At 39.8% G+C, this 22,645-nt stretch carries 17 protein-coding genes; 16 read left to right on the top strand and 1 reads right to left on the bottom strand.

Annotated elements, in window-relative coordinates; translation table 11 throughout:
- Positions 1-52 precede the first annotated feature (52 nt).
- The 8 genes from HNQ85_RS09695 (at position 53) to HNQ85_RS09660 (ending at position 10,964) form a co-directional block, all read left to right on the top strand.
- Positions 53-3,400: a DNA polymerase III subunit alpha gene (locus tag HNQ85_RS09695; protein WP_181537550.1), complete on the top strand. Its 3,348-nt coding sequence runs from the start codon at positions 53-55 to the stop codon at positions 3,398-3,400.
- A 92-nt stretch (positions 3,401-3,492) separates the two neighbouring features.
- Positions 3,493-4,722 (top strand): NAD(P)-dependent malic enzyme, encoded by a 1,230-nt coding sequence (locus HNQ85_RS09690; RefSeq protein WP_181537549.1) that lies wholly within the window; start codon positions 3,493-3,495, stop codon positions 4,720-4,722.
- 237 nt (positions 4,723-4,959) lie between these two features.
- Positions 4,960-5,571, top strand: a complete 612-nt coding sequence (locus HNQ85_RS09685) for a FadR/GntR family transcriptional regulator (RefSeq protein ID WP_181537548.1) — start codon at positions 4,960-4,962, stop codon at positions 5,569-5,571.
- A gap of 90 nt (positions 5,572-5,661) precedes the next feature.
- The gene (gene accD / locus HNQ85_RS09680) at positions 5,662-6,534 is read left to right on the top strand and encodes an acetyl-CoA carboxylase, carboxyltransferase subunit beta (protein ID WP_181537547.1); all 873 of its coding nucleotides are present in this window, start codon (positions 5,662-5,664) and stop codon (positions 6,532-6,534) included.
- The gene (gene accA / locus HNQ85_RS09675) at positions 6,519-7,496 is read left to right on the top strand and encodes an acetyl-CoA carboxylase carboxyl transferase subunit alpha (protein ID WP_181537546.1); all 978 of its coding nucleotides are present in this window, start codon (positions 6,519-6,521) and stop codon (positions 7,494-7,496) included. Before accD ends, accA begins: the two co-directional genes overlap by 16 nt.
- Positions 7,497-7,744: 248 nt before the next feature.
- Complete coding sequence (gene pfkA / locus HNQ85_RS09670; protein ID WP_181537545.1) at positions 7,745-8,704, top strand: 6-phosphofructokinase; 960 nt, start codon at positions 7,745-7,747, stop codon at positions 8,702-8,704.
- A gap of 44 nt (positions 8,705-8,748) precedes the next feature.
- A complete protein-coding gene (gene pyk, locus HNQ85_RS09665; protein WP_181537544.1) occupies positions 8,749-10,509 on the top strand; it encodes a pyruvate kinase in 1,761 nt (586 codons plus the stop codon).
- Positions 10,510-10,574: 65 nt separating this feature from the next.
- On the top strand, positions 10,575-10,964 hold the full coding sequence (locus HNQ85_RS09660) for an FxsA family protein (RefSeq protein ID WP_181537543.1): 390 nt from the start codon (positions 10,575-10,577) through the stop codon (positions 10,962-10,964).
- Positions 10,965-11,133: 169 nt separating this feature from the next.
- On the opposite strand, the gene ytvI is transcribed toward HNQ85_RS09660, so the two are convergent.
- Entirely contained in the window at positions 11,134-12,252 is a 1,119-nt protein-coding gene (gene ytvI / locus HNQ85_RS09655; RefSeq protein ID WP_181537542.1) for a sporulation integral membrane protein YtvI, read from the bottom strand.
- Positions 12,253-12,397: 145 nt separating this feature from the next.
- On the opposite strand from ytvI, the gene HNQ85_RS09650 reads away from it, so the two are divergent.
- The 8 genes from HNQ85_RS09650 (at position 12,398) to polA (ending at position 22,636) form a co-directional block, all read left to right on the top strand.
- A complete protein-coding gene (locus HNQ85_RS09650; RefSeq protein WP_220129178.1) occupies positions 12,398-12,853 on the top strand; it encodes a DUF441 domain-containing protein in 456 nt (151 codons plus the stop codon).
- Between the two features lie 291 nt (positions 12,854-13,144).
- The gene (gene citZ, locus HNQ85_RS09645; protein WP_181537541.1) at positions 13,145-14,263 is read left to right on the top strand and encodes a citrate synthase; all 1,119 of its coding nucleotides are present in this window, start codon (positions 13,145-13,147) and stop codon (positions 14,261-14,263) included.
- Positions 14,264-14,347: 84 nt separating this feature from the next.
- Complete coding sequence (gene icd / locus HNQ85_RS09640; protein WP_281363448.1) at positions 14,348-15,637, top strand: NADP-dependent isocitrate dehydrogenase; 1,290 nt, start codon at positions 14,348-14,350, stop codon at positions 15,635-15,637.
- 89 nt (positions 15,638-15,726) lie between these two features.
- The gene (gene mdh, locus HNQ85_RS09635; RefSeq protein ID WP_181537539.1) at positions 15,727-16,665 is read left to right on the top strand and encodes a malate dehydrogenase; all 939 of its coding nucleotides are present in this window, start codon (positions 15,727-15,729) and stop codon (positions 16,663-16,665) included.
- Between the two features lie 99 nt (positions 16,666-16,764).
- Complete coding sequence (locus HNQ85_RS09630) at positions 16,765-17,235, top strand: MaoC/PaaZ C-terminal domain-containing protein (RefSeq protein ID WP_181537538.1); 471 nt, start codon at positions 16,765-16,767, stop codon at positions 17,233-17,235.
- 99 nt (positions 17,236-17,334) lie between these two features.
- Positions 17,335-18,051 (top strand): response regulator transcription factor, encoded by a 717-nt coding sequence (locus HNQ85_RS09625; RefSeq protein ID WP_181537537.1) that lies wholly within the window; start codon positions 17,335-17,337, stop codon positions 18,049-18,051.
- Entirely contained in the window at positions 18,044-19,804 is a 1,761-nt protein-coding gene (pnpS, locus tag HNQ85_RS09620) for a two-component system histidine kinase PnpS (RefSeq protein ID WP_181537536.1), read from the top strand. The genes HNQ85_RS09625 and pnpS overlap by 8 nt, the downstream gene beginning before the upstream one ends.
- Positions 19,805-20,002: 198 nt before the next feature.
- Entirely contained in the window at positions 20,003-22,636 is a 2,634-nt protein-coding gene (gene polA, locus HNQ85_RS09615; RefSeq protein ID WP_181537535.1) for a DNA polymerase I, read from the top strand.
- Positions 22,637-22,645: the final 9 nt, after the last annotated feature.

The following is a 22,645-nucleotide window of genomic DNA, read 5'->3' as shown; positions in this document are numbered from 1 at the left end:
AACTATCATTCACTATAATGAAGGAAAAGAGTGTAAAAAGGTGGGGAGAACATTGTCTTTTGTTCACCTTCATGTGCGCAGTGCTTACAGTTTGTTAAACAGTGCGGCAAAAATGGAAGAGCTCGTCAAAAAAGCGAGCGAACTTGGGTTTCATGCCCTTGCTTTAACAGATGAAAACGTACTATATGGTGTCATTCCTTTTTATAAAGAATGCAAAAAATATGGACTTAAACCAATTATTGGCATGATTGCGGACATTGTGCTTGAACGTAAACAACAATCCTTCCCGTTAGTGTTATTAGCAAAGAATGAGACAGGTTATCGTAACTTATTGAAAATTAGCAGTGTCATTCAGACGAAAGCTCCTGGCGGGATTCCTGAAAAATGGCTTCGATACTACACTGATGGGCTCATTGCCATTACTCCTGGAATAAACGGATACATTGAAACCTTGCTTTTGCAAAAGCAATTTACGGAGGCGATGGACGTATTAACGACTTATAAACAGTTATTTGGAAACGAGCAATTTTACATAGGATTACAAAACCACGGACTAAACGATGAAGCGGATTTGCAAATGGAGTTAATTCGCTTTAGCGAGGAGACGAATACACCGCTTGTCGCTACAAACGATGTTCACTATGTAAATAAAGAAGATGCGTTTGTCCATGATTGTTTGCTGGCGATTAAACACGGTGTGAAACTTGATGATGAAAAACGTCCGCGTCTTCAAAGCAATGAATATTATTTAAAATCGACAAAGGAAATGATTGATTTGTTCCGCCATTCTCCATCAGCGGTCGCTAATACAGTGCGGATTGCTGAACAGTGCAACGTAAAAATTGAGCTGGGGAAAATAAAGTTACCGAAATATCCAGTGCCGACGAATCAATCAGCGCATGATTATTTGCGCGAACTTTGTCTGAAAGGATTGCATGATCGTTTTTTGCAGCCGGAAGATGTTTATTTAAAACGTCTTGAGTACGAATTAGATGTTATTAAGAAAACGAACTTTAGCGACTATTTTTTAATTGTTTGGGATCTTATGAAATTTGCGCATGAACAAGGGATCTTAACAGGACCTGGACGCGGTTCGGCTGCAGGTTCCCTTGTTGCCTATGTGCTTCATATAACAAATGTAGACCCTATTAAATATGGCTTGCTTTTTGAAAGATTTTTAAACCCTGAGCGTATTTCAATGCCTGATATTGATATTGACTTTCCTGATGAGCGCCGCGACGAAGTGATTCAGTATGTAGTGAAAAAATATGGGAAGCAGCATGTTGCCCAAATTATTACGTTCGGTACTCTGGCAGCAAAAGCTGCGTTACGTGACATTGGAAGGGTGATGGGGGCTTCTAAGAATGAAATTGATTTTTTGGCAAAACAAGTCCCGAACAAGATTGGAATTACACTTCGGGAAGCGTATGAACAATCTCCTTCATTGCAACGGGCGGTGAAAGAGTCACCTCTTGCTAGGAAGATTTTTAAAACAGCGCTAAAAATTGAGGGGCTGCCGCGCCATACATCAACGCATGCAGCAGGTGTTGTGATCAGCGAACAGCCGTTAAGTGATATTGTTCCGCTGCAAGAAGGCTACGAGCAAATTTATTTGACGCAATACCCGATGGATATTTTAGAAGAGTTAGGACTGTTAAAAATGGATTTCCTTGGGTTGCGCACGTTAACTTTAATTGAAAATGTTCGTACGCTGATTAAGCACAAAACAGGAAAGACGCTCGATTTACAGGAGATTCCGTTCGATGATGCGAAAACGTATGCTTTGTTAAGCCGTGGGGAGACGACAGGCGTTTTCCAATTAGAATCGGAAGGAATGAGAAAAGTCTTACAGGAACTGCAGCCGTCTAAGTTTGAAGATATCGTGGCAGCGAATGCTTTATATCGTCCAGGTCCGATGGATTATATTCCTGTATACATTAAACGGAAACATCGTCAAGAAACAGTTTCTTATCCGCATCCTGATTTAGAGCCGATTTTAAAATCAACTTATGGGGTGCTCATTTACCAGGAGCAAATTATGCAAATTGCTGCGAAAATGGCCGGTTTCTCTTTAGGACAGGCAGATTTGTTGCGCCGTGCAGTCGGAAAGAAGAAAAAAGAAATTCTTGATAAGGAAAGAGAGCATTTTGTGAAAGGATGCATGGAAAAAGGCTATAGCAAGGAGACAGCCAATGACATATACGACTTAATTGTCCGCTTTGCCAATTACGGATTTAACCGGAGCCATGCCGTCGCTTACAGCATGATTGCTTATCAACTCGCTTACTTAAAAGCCAATTATCCTTTATATTTTTATGCTGCATTACTAACGAGCATTATTGGTCATGAGGAAAAAGTGGCCCAATATATTCTTGAAGCAAAACAAAAAAATATTTCGATTTTACCGCCTTCTATCAATAAAAGCTTTTACCCGTTTTCCATTGAGGATGGAAAAATCCGTTACAGTCTCGCAGCGATAAAAAATGTTGGTGCCGCTGCTGTGAAAGCGATTATTCAAGAAAGAAAAAAACGTCCGTTTACCGATTTGTTTGATGTTTGCATTCGTTTAGCGCCAAAAACAATCAATCGAAAGATGCTGGAATCTTTTGTGCTTGCCGGTTGCTTCGATGAGTTCGGAGTGGAACGAGCTTCATTGTTGGCCAGCTTAGATGTTGCCCTCGAGCATGCGGAGCTTGTGCGTCCTGATGATGGGCTCGGGGATTTATTTGCTGAGGAGTTTTCGTTAAAACCGAAATATGTAAAGGCTGAACCATTAACGGAAGATGAAAAATTAAAGCACGAAAAAGAACTGCTTGGCGTTTATTTATCAAGCCATCCTGTTTCTCCATATATCAAGCGTTTCCAGTCATTCGACACGCTGCCAATTTCGCATATGGCAAAGGCTCTAGGAAAACAAAAAATAAGTGTTGGTGCTTATATCATCAAAGAAAGAAAAACGAGAACAAAAACAGGAGAAGAAATGGCATTTTTTACAATTAGCGATGAAAGCGGTGAAGTGGAGGCGGTCGCTTTTCCTGATGTGTACAATCGCTACCGGCAGCAATTGCATAAAGGAGCCGTTTTACTGTTTCAAGGAAAAGTAGAAATTCGTCAAGGGCATTTACAATTGGTTATTAAACAAATATGGACGATAGAGGAATTGAAAGAAGCTGAACGTTCTCTTTACTTAAAAATTAGTCCGGACCATATTGCAATGGGAAAACTATCATCGTTAAAAACGCTTTTACAACAATATCCAGGCCCATACTCTGTATTTCTTTATTATGAGCAAGAGAAAAGAACGGTAAAGCTTTCAGAAGATTATTGCATTAATCTTACGAATGAATGTTTAGAAGAATTAAAAGAACTGCTCGGAGCGGAATATGTTGCCGTAAAATAATAATGCTTTACTATATTTATGGATTTTGTTATATTTTTATAAATGTTAGGTGGTCAGACCAGTTGGGGTAAAAGATTAAGGAGTGAACCGTTTTGTCATTGCGTGAAGAAGCGTTAAATATCCATAAAAACTATCAAGGAAAATTAGAAGTGAAAGCGAAGTTTCCAATCACCAATGCAAGAGAGTTGAGCTTAGCCTACTCTCCAGGTGTTGCCGAGCCTTGCAAGGAGATTTATGGAGATCGAAAGAAAGTATATGACTACACGATGAAAGGAAATACTGTCGCTGTAGTATCTAACGGCACAGCTGTGTTAGGTTTGGGGAATATTGGAGCTGATGCAGCATTGCCGGTTATGGAAGGAAAAGCTGTTTTGTTTAAGAGTTTTGCTGGTGTTGATGCTTTTCCTGTTTGCTTAAACACAACTGATGTTGAGCAAATCGTGCAAACAGTAAAACTCCTGGAGCCGACTTTTGGCGGCATTAACTTAGAGGACATCGGGGCACCAGATTGTTTTATTATTGAAGAACGATTGAAAAAGGAACTGGAAATCCCAGTTTTTCATGATGATCAACACGGGACAGCAATTGTAACCGTAGCTGGCTTGTTGAATGCTTTAAAGATTGTTGGAAAATCGATAACGGAAATTAAGCTGGTTGTTAATGGAGCTGGAGCTGCTGGTATTGCGATTGTAAAACTGCTTTATCATTACGGCGTTCGTAACTTAATTATGTGCGATTCAAAGGGAGCTATTTTTTCCGGAAGACCATATGGAATGAATAAAATGAAAGAGGAAGTAGCAAACATAACCAATCCGGAAAAAATTGAGGGACCTTTAGAGGAAGTTATTAAAGGAGCAGATGTTTTTATCGGAGTGTCTGTTGCAGGAGCGCTAACAAAAGAAATGATACGCACCATGAATAAAAATTCGATTATTTTTGCAATGGCGAATCCGACGCCGGAAATTATGCCGGAGGATGCAATCGATGCTGGGGCAACAGTGGTAGGAACTGGACGTTCCGACTATCCAAATCAAGTAAACAATGTTCTGGCGTTTCCTGGGATTTTCCGCGGAGCATTAGATGTTCGTGCAAGACAGATTAATGAGGAAATGAAGATTGCTGCTGTCGAGGCGATTGCCTCGTTGATTAAGGAAGAAGAGTTGCGTCCTAATTACGTTATTCCGGCTCCATTCGATTCTAGGGTCGCACCTGCCGTAGCAGCTGCAGTAGCCAAAGCGGCGATGGAAACAGGAGTTGCAAGGATTCATCTCAACCCTGAAGATGTGGCAAAGAAAACTCGTCAATTAACAACGATTATATAAAGTGAAAATTCTCCGATGGGGATGGGAAAGGGAGAGTGCCATGACCCAGTTCCAAATAGTGTCTGCTATTCTTGAGAAGAAAGATGATTGAACGGAATAAATCTGTGCGCTGAAGCAAGACGAACTCCCCAGATGATACTAGTTGAACAATTGGTGTTTATGATCAGCGGACTGACACCTATATAGGCAGCAGTCTTATAAACGATTACAACAGGACAAAGCGAGTGATGCTGCAACATGGCTTCTAAAGTCTACATTGAAATTTTGGAACAACTTCGCCGCTTGATTGAAGAGGATGGGCTTGTTGCCGGTGATAAAATTCCTTCTGAACGGGAGCTGTCGGAACGTTTAAATGTCGGGAGGTCTTCTGTCAGGGAAGCGTTGCGGGCCCTTGAACTTCTTGGCATTATCGAAACACGCCGGGGGGAAGGTACATATATAAAAGAGTTCGGTGAGCATCAGCTTGTCAGTTTGCTTGGAACGTTTATTTTACAAGGACATAAGGCAAAAGCCGACTTAATTGAAACAAAACTGTTAATTGAAAAAATATGCTTGCAGCTAGCCTGCCAGCGCCGTAACGAGAATCAGTTGGTAGCTTTAAAAAAAATGATTGAACAAAAAACGATTGATTACGATCGTTTTTTTAAATGGGTTGCCGATGCTGGAAATAACTATTTACTATTAAGGGTTTGGTTAGTGTTAAATGACTTTTTTAGACTAGAAAAAACAACTGTTGATATCCCGCTTATTTTTTATAAAAAAATGTTGGCGGCTTTTCAGGAGCAAAATGAATCGGCTCTGTTGCTGCTATTTGAAGAGTATGTTGTAAAACAATTGTCGAAACGGTAGCGACAAGCTTTTACAAAAAATCTCGTCCATTTCGTATAAAGTAGTAAAATAAGCCATCTTGTAAAATTGATAGAGAAGGAGAGAACTGACTTGCTCAAAGAACTGTTTACGAAGAAAAAGAAATATGCCACCATTCCTTCTGAGCAAGCAAAGCAAGACGTTCCTGAAGGAATTATGACGAAGTGCCCGAAATGCAAAAAAATTATGTATACGAAAGAGTTGGCGAAAAATTTGCGCGTTTGCATGAACTGCAACTACCATCACCCGATGTCAGCGTATGAAAGAATTGAAAGTTTGCTTGATGAAGGAAGCTTTAAAGAATACGATGCTAATATGATTTCTGAAAATCCGTTAAACTTTCCAGATTACGTGGAGAAACTTGAAGCGGATCGCCTAAAATCAAAGCTCAATGAAGCGGTTGTTACAGGTGAAGGGACAATCAATGGTTATCCCCTTGTCATTGCTGTCATGGATTCTCGTTTTCGCATGGGAAGCATGGGCTCTGTTGTCGGTGAGAAAATTACGCGGGCGATTGAGAAAGCGATGGAGCTCCAAGTTCCGTTTCTTATTTTTACCGCTTCCGGAGGAGCACGTATGCAAGAAGGTGTGCTAAGTCTAATGCAAATGGCGAAAACGAGTTCTGCTTTAAAGTTATTTAGCGAACAGGGCGGGCTCATTATTTCTGTAATGACCCATCCAACGACAGGAGGAGTATCAGCAAGTTTTGCTTCACTTGGTGATTATAATTTTGCGGAGCCAGGAGCATTAATTGGATTTGCCGGACGAAGAGTCATCGAGCAGACGGTGCGCGAAGAACTGCCGGAAGACTTCCAAACAGCGGAGTTTTTATTAAAACACGGACAGCTCGATGCTGTTATTCATCGTCACGACTTGAAAGAAACGCTAACCAATTTATTAGATATTCACAAAGCGGGAGGTGAAGGAGAATGGTGGGAGAATTAGAATTTGAGAAGCCGCTTATCGAATTGCGGAAAAAAATTAGCGAACTGAAGGAGTTTACGAAAACGGCGGATGTCGATCTTTCAGCCGAAATTGAAAAGCTGGAAGCAAGACTGGAAAAATTAGAAAATGAAACGTACGCCAATTTAAGTCCTTGGGACCGAGTTCAAATCGCCCGCCATCCGAACAGACCGACAACGCTTGACTACATTGAACGATTATTCACTAATTTTCTTGAATGTCATGGTGACCGCTGCTTTGGCGATGATGCTGCAATTGTCGGAGGAGTAGCGAAATATCATGGATTGCCTGTAACTGTTATTGGACATCAGCGCGGGAAAGATACAAAAGAGAACATTCGCCGTAACTTTGGCATGCCTCATCCTGAAGGATATCGCAAAGCGCTGCGTTTAATGAAACAAGCGGAGAAATTTAACCGTCCAATTATTTGTTTTATTGATACAAAAGGTGCTTATCCTGGAAAAGCTGCAGAAGAACGGGGACAAAGTGAAGCAATTGCGAGAAACTTATTTGAAATGGCTGGTTTAAAAGTTCCAATTGTTTGTATTGTTATTGGTGAAGGTGGAAGCGGAGGCGCACTGGCGCTTGGAGTTGGGAACCATATTCATATGCTTGAAAACTCTACCTATTCTGTTATTTCTCCTGAAGGAGCAGCAGCCATTCTTTGGAAAGATGCCTCACAGGCGCGTCAGGCAGCAGAAACGATGAAAATTACCGCTCCAGATTTAAAACAGCTTGGTGTCATCGATGAAATTATTCCAGAAGTAAGGGGCGGGGCACATCGCAATGTCGATGAACAAGCGAAAGAAATTGATGTTGTTTTGAAAAAATCGTTAAAAGAGTTGCTGCAACTCGATGGTGAGGAATTGGTGCAGCATCGCTACCGTAAATTTAAACAAATCGGTCAATATACTTTTTTGAATGAATATTTTAGTGTGAAATAAGCGAAAGAAGCTGGCTCAACAGTAAAGGTTCATCTTTCTAAATGGCATAAACGTTAATGATGTTGCCGTTTGAGAAAGTCTACTGTGATGAGTCAGCTTTTTATCTTAAACATTTTGTAAAACCATCGTTTCTCTATTGTTTTCGGCTTACTCTTCATGTTATTTTATAAAGTATCGAAAACTTTTTTGTCGTATGAGGTCAGACTTCTTTGGTCACTAATAGAATGAAACATATGAGGTGAGCATGAATGAAAAGAATAGGTGTATTAACAAGTGGCGGCGATTCTCCTGGTATGAATGCTGCGATTCGTGCGGTTGTGCGAAAAGCGATTTATCATGGTGTTGAAGTTTTTGGAATTTATCATGGATATGCAGGACTCATTTCTGGGAATATTAAAAAACTAGAGGTTGGCGATGTCGGCGATATTATTCACCGAGGCGGCACGATGTTGTATACAGCACGCTGTCCAGAATTTAAGACATTGGAAGGACAGTTAAAAGGGATTGAACAGCTGAAAAAGCATGGAATTGAAGGATTAGTGGTTATCGGTGGAGACGGATCTTATCAAGGTGCGAAAAAGCTGACAGAGCATGGCTATCCTTGTGTTGGTGTGCCGGGAACGATTGACAATGACATTCCTGGAACAGACTTTACAATCGGCTTCGACACAGCGTTAAATACAGTCATTGATGCGATTGACAAAATTCGTGATACAGCGACATCCCATGAGCGTACATATGTCATTGAAGTAATGGGACGTCATGCAGGAGATATTGCATTATGGGCCGGATTAGCTGGCGGTGCGGAAACAATCTTAATTCCGGAAGCAGACTATGATATGGATGATATCGTTACCCGCTTGAAGCGTGGACATGAGCGTGGGAAGAAGCACAGTATTATTGTTGTCGCTGAAGGTGTTGGTAGCGGAGTGGAATTCGGTAAGAAAATCCAAGAAGCGACAGGTTTTGAAACGCGTGTTACGGTTTTAGGTCATGTGCAACGAGGCGGTTCGCCAACAGCATTCGACCGCGTATTAGCAAGCCGTTTAGGCGCTCGTGCAGTTGAATTGCTTCTTGAAGGAAAAGGTGGACGCTGCGTCGGAATTCAAAATAATCAAATTGTTGACCATGACATTATTGAAGCATTAGCACAAAAACATACAGTTGAACAAAAAATGTATGAATTGTCAAAAGAGCTTTCAATTTAAAAGTATGGTATCGTTACCATATAGTGTTAATAGGAGGAAACGGTATGCGTAAAACGAAAATTGTTTGTACGATTGGTCCGGCAAGCGAGAGCGTTGAAAAATTAGTGGAGTTAATCGAAGCAGGAATGAATGTGGCGCGTCTCAATTTTTCGCATGGCGATTATGAAGAACATGGTATGCGCATTAAAAATATTCGCGAAGCGGCAAAACTTACTGGTAAGACAGTTGCGATTCTTCTTGATACGAAAGGACCAGAAATTCGTACGCATAATATGGAAAATGGTGCGATTGAATTAAAAGAAGGTTCTGAAGTCATTATTTCGATGGAAGAGGTACTTGGCACTCCTGAGAAATTTTCCATTACGTACACAGGCTTGATTGATGACGTCACCGTGGGCTCCAAAATTCTCCTCGACGATGGTTTAATCGGTTTAGAAGTGTTAGCTATCGACAAGGAAAAAGGGGAAATTAAGACAAAAGTCTTGAACAGCGGCGTGTTAAAAAATAAAAAAGGCGTCAATGTTCCAGGAGTTCGCGTGAATTTGCCTGGTATTACAGAAAAAGATGCTCAGGACATCCTTTTCGGCATTGAGCAAGGAATTGACTTTATTGCCGCATCTTTTGTTCGCCGTGCTTCCGACGTGCTTGAAATTCGCGAACTGCTCGAAATGAACAATGCGCTTCATATCCAAATTATTCCGAAAATCGAAAATCAAGAAGGTGTCGATAATATCGATGAAATTCTTGAAGTGGCAGATGGGTTAATGGTAGCGCGCGGTGATTTAGGTGTGGAAATTCCAGCTGAAGAAGTACCGCTTGTGCAAAAAGAGTTAATCAAAAAATGTAATGCGCTCGGCAAGCCGGTCATTACAGCAACGCAAATGTTAGATTCGATGCAGCGTAATCCACGTCCAACTCGCGCGGAAGCAAGCGATGTTGCCAACGCAATTTTTGACGGTACAGATGCAATTATGTTATCAGGTGAGACCGCTGCTGGATGTTATCCTGTTGAAGCGGTAAAAACGATGCATCAAATTGCTTCGCGCACTGAGCAAGCACTACAATATCGGGATTTATTAGCACAGCGCACAAAACAGAGCGGGACGACGATTACAGACGCAATTGGGCAATCTGTTGCTCATACAGCGCTAAATCTTGATGTGGCTGCAATCGTTACACCAACGGTGTCAGGAAATACAGCACGCATGATTTCGAAATATCGTCCGAAAGCACCAATTGTCGCTGTTACAGCAGATGAAGCTGTTTCCCGTAAACTAGCACTTGTATGGGGTGTATATCCAAAGGTGGCCCCTCAAGCAAACTCTACAGATGAAATGCTTGATATAGCTGTCGAGGCAGCAGTTGAGACAGGCATTGTCAAGCATGGTGATTTAGTAGTTATTACGGCTGGTGTGCCTGTCGGAGAAACAGGATCTACTAATTTAATGAAGGTTCATGTTGTTGGGGATATTATTGCAAAAGGTCAAGGAATCGGGCGAAAATCTGCTTTTGGCAAAGCGGTTATTGCGAAAACAGCTGAAGAAGCAGTCGAGAAAATGACTGAAGGCGCTATTCTTGTGACGTACAGCACAGATGCTGATATGATGAAAGCACTGCAAAAAGCAGCAGCGATTATTACGGAGGAAGGCGGTTTAACTAGCCATGCTGCAGTTGTAGGCTTAAGCCTCGGCATTCCGGTCATTGTCGGTGTAGAAAATGCGACATCCATCTTAAAAGATGGTCAGGAAATTACCGTTGATGCTGGATTTGGCGCTGTTTATCAAGGACATGCCAGCGTTCTATAAGATATAATAAGAGCAGGGAAGTTTTCTTCTCTGCTTTTATTATAAAGATATGGAGTTTGATATATATGAAACTGTTAATGTTTCTTCTTATTGTTATTCCAGCTCTTGAAATTGCTTTATTAGTGCTTTCAGGTAGTGTGATTGGGGTATGGCCTACGGTAGGACTGATTATCGCTACTGGAGTGATTGGGGCTTGGTTAGCGAAACGCGAAGGCATAGAGACGATTCGCCAAGCAAAACAGGAATTGATGTATGGAAGGATTCCAGGTGAAGCGGTTCTAGACGGGATTTGTATTCTCGTCGGAGGGATTGTTTTACTTACACCAGGATTTATTACTGATTTATTAGGATTTATTTTGTTAATTCCGTTCACAAGGAGATGGATCAAGCCTTTTTTAGGTCGTTGGTTAAAATCACTTTTTGAAACAAGAACGTTTTTTTACATGAAACGATAAAGAGGCTGCCTCTTATAAGTGCCTTACCTCACGTAAAATCCAACTTTGCAAACAGGAGTGCAATGGTAGTTGTGAGGTTTGGCACTTTGCTTTAGGTCAGCCTCTTTTCCTATTTAACATTTTTACTGAGAAGTCTCCCTACTCTAAGCGAAGTGTAGGTGGGAGAGGTTCATGACATTGGTTTTCCGATGATAAATTGCCAAAGATCGCGAAACACGTTTGCACCGTGTAAGGCTCGAATGATTACAAGCAAGACAGGACCGATAATCAACCCGAGAAATCCGAAAAGTTTAAAGCCGACAAACAAAGCGATAAGCGTTGCAAGAGGGTCTAAGCCAATCGTCGATGATAATACTTTCGGCTCCATGATTTGTCTTTGCACTAAAACAATGATATATAAAACGCCTAAACCGATGGCAAACGGTATATCGCCGCTTACAGCAGAGTAAATAATCCATGGCACAAATACAGCACCTGTTCCTAAATATGGAAGAATATCAACAATTCCGATAATAAGCGCAATCGTGATGGCATAATCTACACCGAGAAGAAGTAAACCAATCAATACGATGACGGTTGTAATCGAAATGAGAGTCGCTTGTGCTTTTACAAAACCGACTAAAGCCTTTTTTAAATCGATAAATACTGTTTTTCCACTATCTTTAGCTTTATTGGGTAAAATTTTTTGCACTGCTCCACTCAGACGGTACCAGTCTTTGCTGATAAAGAATGTGGCTAACAATGAAAAAACAATGACTGTTGCCGCATTTGGCAGCCAGCTAAGCAAATTTGGAATGTTTTGTAGCAGTTCTTGAATAAAATTACCAACTGTTGTAGCAATTTTGGTTCCCACTGATTGAATGTTGCTCATAATCGTGTCTTGCTGGCTTGCATCTAAATTTTTAAAAATAATGGAAATCTGGTTGTAAAGCGGAATAATTTGACCGGCAAAAAAGTCTTCGATGTAAACAATTAATTTTTGAAAGTGATGTGGGACGACGTTTGCTAAATATTGTGTTCCTGAGACAATTTCTGCGATTAGTAGCGTTAATAGACCAGCGACAATCGCAAATAAAAGAAGCAAGACAAGAATGACCGCCAGCGATCTCGGCATTTTCCCTTTTTGTTCTAAATAGTTAACGAAAGGATTAATCATGAACGCGATTAAAAAAGCAATGATAAAAGGATATGTAATTGTCGATATGTAGTAAAGGCTCATTGCGCCGATGACGATAACAGCAATAACGAACAAAAAGCGCAACATGCTATATAGATGATGTTTTGACAAATTTTCACCTCCAAAATTTTCCCATATTATAATATTACAATGTATATACGTAGTTGCAAAGCTAAAGGTTTCGTGCTTTTTCAATGTGATGTGCATAAAGTAAAAAGAGAAGTAATAACTCCATCATGGAAAGGAAGGATCCATTTTGAATCAATCAGTACTATTTTTATTAGTTTTACTAGTGATTGGATTGATTGCGAAAAATCAATCATTAATGATTGCTGTAATCGTTTTATTGTTTATTAAACTAATTGGGATGGAAGGAAAGTTATTGCCTGCTATTCAAGATAAGGGGATTCACTGGGGAGTGACAGTGATTACGGTTGCCGTATTAGCACCGATTGCTACTGGAGAAATCGGTTTTAAGCAGTTAACGGAGTCTTTGCGGTCATTTTCCGCCTGGATTGCCCTTATATCCGGTGTCATTGTTGCTCTGTTGGCAAAAGGTGGAGTAACTTTGTTGGCAGATGATCCGCATATTACGACAGCGCTTGTACTTGGAACGATTTTGGCTGTCTCGTTATTTAATGGAATCGCTGTTGGACCATTAATAGGGGCAGGAATTGCATATATCGCAATAAAAATAGTAGAATTTTTTTAAAAATAATTTTTTTGTGATAATATTTTATACATAATGAGTTCTTTTGATTCACAAAAGTCAGATAATTGTTTATAATAGAGACGTAAGTTACCTCACTTTCGAAAATGAGGATAATAGTTCCATTATGTTCATATTGTCACTATTTCAAGTGTTACAAGTGACAATATGAATATATGATAAAATGTAAGCATTTTCTTTTGTATTTTTATTCATCTGTTTTGAGCGAGCGCTCGCTTTCATCATGAAATCACGGTGGGAAAAGGGGAATCTTATAGAAAAGGAGAGATGGATATGACAGTAACACGCGGTCTCGAAGGGGTTGTTGCAACAACTTCAACGATTAGCTCTATTATTGATGATACGTTAACGTACGTAGGCTACGACATTGATGATTTAGCGGAAAATGCAACATTTGAAGAGGTTGTCTATCTTCTTTGGCATCGCAAGCTTCCAAATAAACAAGAGTTGGAAGAGTTAAAGAAACAATTAGCAGAAAATGCATCAATTCCAAAAGAAGTGATTGATCATTTTAAAATGTATCCAATTGACAAAGTGCATCCGATGGCAGCGTTAAGAACAGCGATTTCTTTATTAGGAATATATGATGAAGAGGCAGACGTAATGGATGCAGAAGCGAATTATCGCAAAGCGATTCGCCTACAAGCAAAAGTATCGACAATTGTTACTGCTTTTTCCCGCATTCGCAAAGGATTAGAGCCGGTTGAGCCGCGCAAAGATTTAAGCTTTGCTGCTAATTTCTTGTATATGCTCACAGGAGAAGAGCCGAACGAAATTGCTGTAGAAGCGTTTGATAAAGCGCTTGTTCTCCATGCTGACCACGAGTTGAATGCTTCTACTTTTACTGCACGCGTCTGTGTAGCGACGTTATCAGACGTATACTCCGGTATTACTGCGGCAGTTGGAGCGCTAAAAGGACCACTTCATGGTGGCGCAAACGAAGCGGTTATGAAAATGCTGACAGAAATCGGTACAGTTGAAAATGTTGAACAATATATTCAAAAAAAATTAGAAAACAAAGAGAAAATCATGGGCTTTGGTCATCGTGTATACCGTGAAGGTGACCCACGTGCGAAGCACTTAAAGAAAATGTCTGAGAAATTAACCAAACTTGTCGGTGAGCCTCATTGGTATGAAATGTCAGCGAAGATTGAAGAGATTATGAATTCTACTAAGCCATTACCGCCGAACGTTGACTTTTATTCAGCGTCTGTCTACCATTGTTTGGGAATTGACCATGATTTATTTACGCCGATTTTTGCAGTGAGCCGCATGTCCGGATGGTTAGCGCACATTTTAGAGCAATATGAAAATAATCGTCTCATTCGTCCTCGCGCTGAATATACAGGCCCACAAAAGCAGAAATATGTACCAATCGAGCAAAGAATATAACTCTTCTTTGCCGAACATCGCTTTTACTCATCGTCACTTAAAGGTGAGAATGGGCTTTCAATTCTCACCTTTAAAATTAAATAAATGGAGGTTGTGACCGAGATGCAAGGTGAAAAAATTACAGTTACGAATGGAGTTTTAAACGTTCCGAATAATCCAATTATTCCTTTTATTGAAGGCGATGGAACTGGTCCCGATATTTGGGCAGCAGCGTCTCGTGTATTAGAAGCAGCTGTTGAAAAAGCATATAAAGGTGAAAAGAAAATTGTTTGGAAAGAAGTTCTTGCCGGCGAAAAAGCGTTCAAACAAACAGGAGAATGGCTACCGCAAGAAACATTGGATGTCATTCGTGAATACATAATTGCAATTAAAGGACCGTTAACAACTCCTGTTGGTGGCGGTATTCGTTCTCTCAACGTGGCTCTTCGTCAAGAGTTAGATTTATTTGTTTGCTTGCGCCCAGTCCGCTATTTCAATGGAGTGCCTTCACCGGTTAAGCGTCCGGAAGATACGGACATGGTTATTTTCCGTGAAAATACGGAAGATATTTATGCTGGAATCGAGTACGCGAAAGGCACTGAAGAAGTGAAAAAAGTCATCGATTTCTTACAAAATGAAATGGGTGTTCGCAAAATCCGTTTTCCAGAAACATCTGGTATTGGCATCAAGCCAATCTCCGAAGAAGGAACAAAACGTTTAGTCCGCGCTGCGATTAAATATGCAATCGAGCATGGCCGCAAGTCAGTAACGCTTGTACATAAAGGGAATATTATGAAGTATACAGAAGGTGCGTTCAAAAACTGGGGTTATGAATTAGCGGAACAAGAATTTGGTGACAAGGTGTTTACATGGGCAGAGTATGACCGCATCGTTGAAAAAGAAGGAAAGGAAGCAGCAAACAGAGCGCAAGCAGAGGCAGAAGCAGCAGGAAAAATCATCATTAAAGATGCAATTGCTGATATCTTCTTACAGCAAATTTTAACTCGTCCGCGTGAATTTGATGTTGTAGCGACAATGAACTTAAATGGCGACTACATTTCTGATGCACTTGCTGCTCAAGTCGGCGGTATCGGTATTGCTCCAGGCGCTAATATTAACTATGAGACTGGACATGCCATCTTTGAGGCTACTCACGGTACAGCTCCAAAGTACGCTGGATTAGATAAAGTGAACCCATCATCTGTTATCTTATCAGGGGTAATGATGTTTGAGCATCTTGGCTGGAATGAAGCGGCAAAATTAATCATTGATGCAATGGAAAAAACAATTGCTTCTAAAGTCGTTACTTACGATTTTGCTCGTCTCATGGAAGATGCGACAGAAGTAAAATGCTCTGAATTCGCTGATGCTCTCATTAAAAACATGGGAGAATAAAGTGAAGCTTTAAATTGAACGAATTGCGCTTTCAGCATTGGAAATCTTTCGTTATATCACAATAGATATTGAAAAAGGGGATGGAGACAATGGCGATGAAACGTAAAAAAATCTCAGTAATCGGTGCTGGCTTCACAGGTGCAACAACGGCATTTATTTTAGCACAAAAAGAGTTAGGGGATATTGTGCTTGTTGATATTCCACAGTTGGAAAATCCAACAAAAGGTAAAGCGTTGGACATGCTTGAGTCAAGCCCGGTTTTAGGCTTTGATGCAAACATTATCGGTACTTCTGATTATGCAGACACAGCTAATTCTGATATCGTTGTCATTACGGCTGGTATTGCCCGCAAACCTGGTATGAGCCGTGATGACTTAGTTACAACAAACCAAAAAATTATGAAAGCTGTAACGAAAGAAATTGTTAAGTATTCTCCGAACTGCTATATTATCGTGTTAACAAATCCAGTTGATGCGATGACATATACGGTTTACAAAGAGTCTGGATTCCCGAAAAACCGCGTCATTGGTCAATCAGGGGTTCTTGATACAGCACGCTTCCGCACATTTGTTGCTCAAGAGTTAAATCTGTCTGTGAAAGATATTACAGGCTTTGTATTAGGTGGACATGGCGATGACATGGTGCCGCTTGTTCGTTATTCCTATGCAGGCGGTATTCCGCTTGAAACATTAATTCCAAAAGAGCGTCTTGATGCGATTGTAGAGCGCACGCGCAAAGGTGGCGGCGAAATCGTTAATCTTTTAGGTAACGGCAGCGCTTATTATGCTCCTGCAGCTTCTCTTGTTGAAATGGTTGAAGCAATCATTAAAGATCAACGCCGCGTTCTTCCAGCGATTGCTTATCTTGAAGGAGAGTACGGTTACGAAGGCATTTATTTAGGCGTGCCAACTATTTTAGGCGGTAACGGTATTGAAAAAGTCATTGAGCTTGAATTAACAGAGGAAGAAAAAGCCGCTCTTGCGAAATCTGTAGAGTCCGTCAAAAATGTTATGAAGGTATTAGAATAATATAAACATTATGTCATCAGACAACCGCAAAAATTCGGGGAACCCCCCGAATTTTTGTTCAATTGTATTGTAAGCGTTTTCGACAAAGGGGTGTTTATTATGTTAAAAAAACGCAAATTAGGTAGAAATATCTCGGAAATTACTGTTGGAGAGAAATTAGTTGTTAATCAAAAAATTGAAGACAGAGATTTATTGCTTTACCTCGGACTTACCGATGATGCAAATCCGCTATATATCCAGTACGATTATGCCTCGCAAACACCGTTGAAACGTCCAATTGTTCCTGCCATCATGTTAACAGGGATCATCACCTCTGCTATTTCGAAATATTTGCCTGGTCCAGGAAGTCATATTACAAAACAAGAAATTCGCTTTTTACAGCCGGTATATCATTATGAAAATTTACAATTTACATTTGAAGTAACAAATGTCGATCATGAGAATCATTTCATCGACATTAAGGTTGAGGCATTGCGAAATGAAGCAGAACCAGTTTTAGAAGGCATGATTTCTGTATGTCCCCCATATGCACTATCTAAACTGAATGTTAGCGTGTTGGAAAACTTTTAATTTTAATATAGTAAATCAAAAAAGGGATGATTCGTCCCTTTTTTTATTTTATGTTATTATGAAATTATAGAGCGATATTGATAAGTGTGGGGGAAAACAATGAATAAGAAAGTGTTAGTTGTTGACGATGAGCAGTCCATTGTTACATTGTTGCAATATAACTTGCAGCAAGCTGGATTTGAAGTGATTACAGCCAATGATGGCGAAGAAGGCATGAATAAAGTAGTAAACGAGCAACCCGATTTAATCATTCTTGATTTAATGCTGCCAAAATTGGATGGGATTGAAGTATGCAAGCAATTAAGACAGCAAAAAGTGATGACGCCGATTTTAATGCTTACAGCCAAAGATGATGAGTTTGATAAAGTGCTTGGTTTAGAACTCGGTGCTGACGACTATATGACAAAGCCGTTCAGTCCGCGTGAAGTAGTCGCTCGAGTGAAAGCGATATTGCGGCGCACGCAGTTTCAGAATGAACAGGAAAAGAAGGAAGAAGATGTTGAAAAAATCATTATCGGTGATTTAGAAATACTTCCTGAACATTATGAAGCGTATTTTAATCGCGAACGCTTAGAATTAACTCCGAAAGAATTTGAATTGCTTTTATATTTGGCAAAGCATAAAGGAAGAGTGTTAACGCGCGACCAGCTCCTCAGTGCAGTATGGAACTATGACTTTGTCGGTGATACGAGAATTGTTGATGTTCATATTAGCCACTTGCGCGAAAAAATCGAGAACAATACGAAAAAACCGCTTTATATTAAAACGATTCGCGGTTTAGGATATAAACTTGAGGAGCCAAAAATAGATGAATAAGTTCCGATCGCGTTTGCTTTTTGGACTTATTTCTTTAATTGTAGCTGTTTTAATTGGACTAGGGTTGTTATTAGGGCAGCTATTTAAAGATTTTTATCTTGACACCTTTAATAAGCAAATTGAAAAGGAAGCACGGCTTGTTGCTTTATTTATTGAGAGCCAAGGCGTTAATGACCTTTCCGTAAAACAGCAGTTAAATACAATTAGCCAGACGCTATCTTCACGTATTACCGTCTTAGATGAGAAAGAGAACATTTTATTTGACACAGAAGGAATCGCGCGCATTAGCGATGATTATCATAGAAAGATGATTCAAGACATTTTACGCAGTAAAACGGACGAGGAGAAAGGTTTTTCAATTATTGAGGAACAGAAAGATGTTTACTACTACATTGTTCCGTTTTATAGAGGTGAAGAAGTAGCAGGATATGTCATTTTAAGTTCACCAGTAAACTCGCTGAAGAAAGTGAATCAACAAATTTGGGGATTGCTAATTAGCAGCTTTGGAACATCTCTTGTTGTGATTCTTCTATTAGGAGTCAAAATTACAAGTCAGTATACAAAACCGATTGAAGCAGCGACAAAAGTAGCGATGGAGTTGGCAAAAGGCAACTATAAGGCGAGAGTATATGAAGATCATCATGATGAGACCGGGATGTTAAGCCAGTCCATTAACATTTTGGCACGTAATTTGCAGGATATGACAAGAACGCAAGAAATGCAAAAGGACCGTTTACACACGCTCATTGAAAGTATGGGAAGCGGGCTTATCCTTATTGACAGTCGCGGCTATATTAATCTTGTAAACCGTGCTTATAAGGAAATTTTCCATATTGATCCCGTTGATTATCTATATCGGTTATATTATGAAGCTTTTGAGCATAAGGAGATTATTCAGCTTGTCGAAGAAATTTTTATGACAGAAGTGAGAGTGCGAAAACAGCTACTTTTGCCAATTGGTATTGAACGAAAGCATTTTGAAGTATATGGTGCTCCCATTATTGGAACAAATCATGAATGGAAAGGGATTGTTCTCGTTTTCCATGATATTACCGAGTTAAAGAAACTGGAACAAATGCGCAAAGATTTTGTCGCTAACGTATCTCATGAATTGAAAACTCCGATTACGTCGATTAAAGGATTTACAGAGACGCTGCTGGATGGAGCAATGAAAGATGAAGCAACGCTCGAATACTTTTTATCGATTATTTTAAAAGAAAGCGACCGTCTGCAAACCTTGATACAAGATTTGCTCGATTTATCGAAAATTGAACAACAAGGCTTTCAACTGAATCTTGAAGCTGTTAATTTAACACAAATACTTGAAGAAATTATTATCATGCTCCAAGGAAAAGCGACAGATAAAGAAATTCAGCTTGAACTGCTGGCTGATCAGGACATTTATATACAAGGAGATGTCAATCGATTAAAGCAAGTGTTTATTAACTTAATTAATAATGCGATTACTTATACACCAAAAGGTGGATTTGTTCAAGCCATTATTGAAAATAAAAAAGATAAAGTTCTTGTCCACATAAAAGATACAGGAATTGGTATTGAAAAAGCAGAGATTCCGCGAATTTTTGAACGGTTTTATCGTGTTGATAAAGCAAGAAGCCGTAATTCAGGTGGAACGGGACTAGGTTTGGCGATTGTTAAGCATTTAGTAGAGGCACATGGCGGATATATTACCGTAAAGAGCAAAGTAGGGAAAGGCACAACGTTTACGGTGCATTTTCGGAAGGAATGGTAAATTCACAATACATTTACAGTTGCTTTACGGTTTATTCATAAAATATTAACAAAATTTTGTTAACATAGCTTCTGAAAACCCCTTCATCCAAGGAGCCAATCTTGAACGAGGCGAGAACCTTTGTGTTCTCGTCTTTTTTTATTTCTTCTTATAATCGTGTTAAAATGATGAAAAAGAGAGTTGTAGGAGGTTATTCGTTTGAAAAAGAAGCTGGTATTAATCGATGGTAATAGCATTGCCTATCGTGCATTTTTTGCTTTACCTCTTTTACATAATGACAAAGGGATACATACAAATGCCATCTACGGTTTTACGATGATGTTAATGAAAATTTTAGAAGAAGAAAAGCCGACACATATGCTTGTGGCATTTGATGCTGGGAAAACAACATTTCGTCACAAAACATATAGCGAATACAAAGGAGGACGGCAAAAAACGCCACCGGAACTATCAGAACAATTTCCGTTTTTGCGCGAGCTGCTTGCTGCCTATCAAATTTGCTCTTATGAGTTAGAAAACTATGAAGCGGATGATATTATTGGAACTTTATCTTCACAAGCTGCTAAAGAAGGATTTGACGTGAAAGTCATTTCCGGAGATCGTGATTTAACGCAGTTAGTATCAGATCGTGTAACCGTTGATATTACAAGAAAAGGAATTACTGATGTTGATTCGTATACGCCGGAATTTATCATGGAAAAGTACGGAATTTCTCCAGAGCAAATCATTGATTTAAAAGGATTAATGGGAGATGCGTCTGATAATATTCCGGGTGTTCCGGGAGTTGGGGAAAAAACAGCATTGAAATTATTAAAAGAGTTTGGCACCATTGAAAACTTGCTGAATTCTCTCGATAAAGTGAGCGGGAAAAAGCTGAAGGAAAAATTGGAGGAGCATCGTGAGCAAGCGTTGATGAGCAAAGAATTAGCAACGATTTTGCGCGAAGCCCCTTTAGAAATTTCACTTGAAGATACAGCGTATAAAGGATATGACATGGAAAAAGTCGTCTCGTTATTTAAAGAGCTCGGCTTCAACTCTTTGTTAAGCAAAATAGGACAAAGGGAAGAAGTTCAAGAACAAGCAGAGTTGCATGAAATTGAGTATACGTTTGTCACTGAAGTAACTGATGAGATACTATCTAGTCACTCCGCTCTCATTGTTGAAGTATTGGAAAGCAACTACCATAAAGCACCGATTCTTGGGTTTGCGGTTGTCAATGAGAAGGGAAAGTTTTTTATTTCAACAGAGACAGCCTTTGCTTCAGAGACATTTAAACATTGGCTTGAAGATGAACGTCAGAAAAAGAGTGTATTTGATGCGAAAAGGGCGATTGTTGCTTTAAAGTGGCACGGTATCCATCTAAAAGGAATTAAATTCGATTTGCTGATCGCCTCTTATCTTCTCAATCCTTCCGAATCAACGGAAGATATCGCTTCGATCGCAAAAATAAAAGGTTATACGAATGTGCAAACCGATGAAACGGTGTACGGAAAAGGGGCCAAACAGAGCATTCCAAACGAGAATGTTCTTGCCGAACATCTTGTACGAAAGGCATTAGCGATTTACGAACTGCAACATCAGTTTGTTCAGGAGTTAAAAGAAAACGAGCAATATGAGTTATTTATGGAGTTAGAGCTGCCATTAACGTTTATTCTCGCAGACATGGAGTTTACAGGAGTAAAAATTGACGTCGACCGCTTAAAGAAAATGGGAGAGGAGCTGACGGAACAGCTAAGAGAAATTGAACAAGAAATATACGAGCTCGCCGGACAAGAATTTAATATTAACTCGCCGAAGCAATTGGGCGTCATTTTATTTGAAAAACTGAATTTACCTGTTATTAAGAAAACGAAGACAGGATATTCTACATCAGCAGATGTCCTTGAAAAGCTTGCTCCCTACCATGAAATTGTTGAAAAGATTTTACATTACCGTCAATTGGGCAAAATTCAATCGACATATATTGAAGGTCTTTTAAAGGTGGTTCATAAAGATACGAATAAAGTGCATACCATCTTTAATCAGGCGCTTACACAAACGGGGCGTTTAAGTTCAACAGAACCGAACCTGCAAAATATTCCGATTCGTTTAGAAGAGGGAAGAAAAATTCGTCAGGCGTTTGTGCCGTCACAGCCCGACTGGGTCATTTTTGCGGCAGACTATTCACAAATTGAATTGCGCGTGCTTGCTCACATCGCCAACGATGAAAATTTAATTGAAGCATTCGTCAAAGATTTAGATATTCATACGAAAACAGCGATGGATGTATTCCATGTGAAAGAAGAAGAAGTAACTGCGAACATGCGCCGTCAAGCGAAAGCGGTCAACTTTGGAATTGTATATGGCATCAGCGATTACGGACTATCGCAAAATTTAAACATTACACGAAAAGAAGCATCTCAATTTATTGAGCGTTATTTCGCAAGCTTTCCTGGTGTAAAACAATATATGGAAGAGATTGTACAGCAGGCAAAGCAAAAAGGGTATGTCACGACGCTGTTACATCGCCGCCGCTATTTGCCGGACATTACAAGCCGCAATTTTAACTTGCGCAGCTTTGCTGAGAGAACAGCCATGAACACACCAATTCAAGGAAGCGCGGCTGACATTATTAAAAAAGCGATGATTGATTTGGCACAACGTCTAAAAGAAGAGAAGCTCCAAGCAAGAATCTTATTGCAGGTGCACGATGAATTGATTTTAGAAGCGCCAAAAGAAGAAGTGGAAAAATTGAAAAAGCTTGTTCCTGAGGTAATGGAAAACGCAATCGAACTAAAGGTGCCATTGAAAGTAGATTATCACTACGGTCCAACATGGTATGATGCAAAGTAAAAGGAAGTG

The sequence above is a fragment of the [Anoxybacillus] calidus genome (assembly GCF_013760845.1).
Lineage (GTDB): Bacteria > Bacillota > Bacilli > Bacillales > Anoxybacillaceae > Paranoxybacillus > Paranoxybacillus calidus.
Note: the sequence above shows the minus strand (reverse complement) of the source record. Positions and strands in the feature narration are given on the sequence as shown.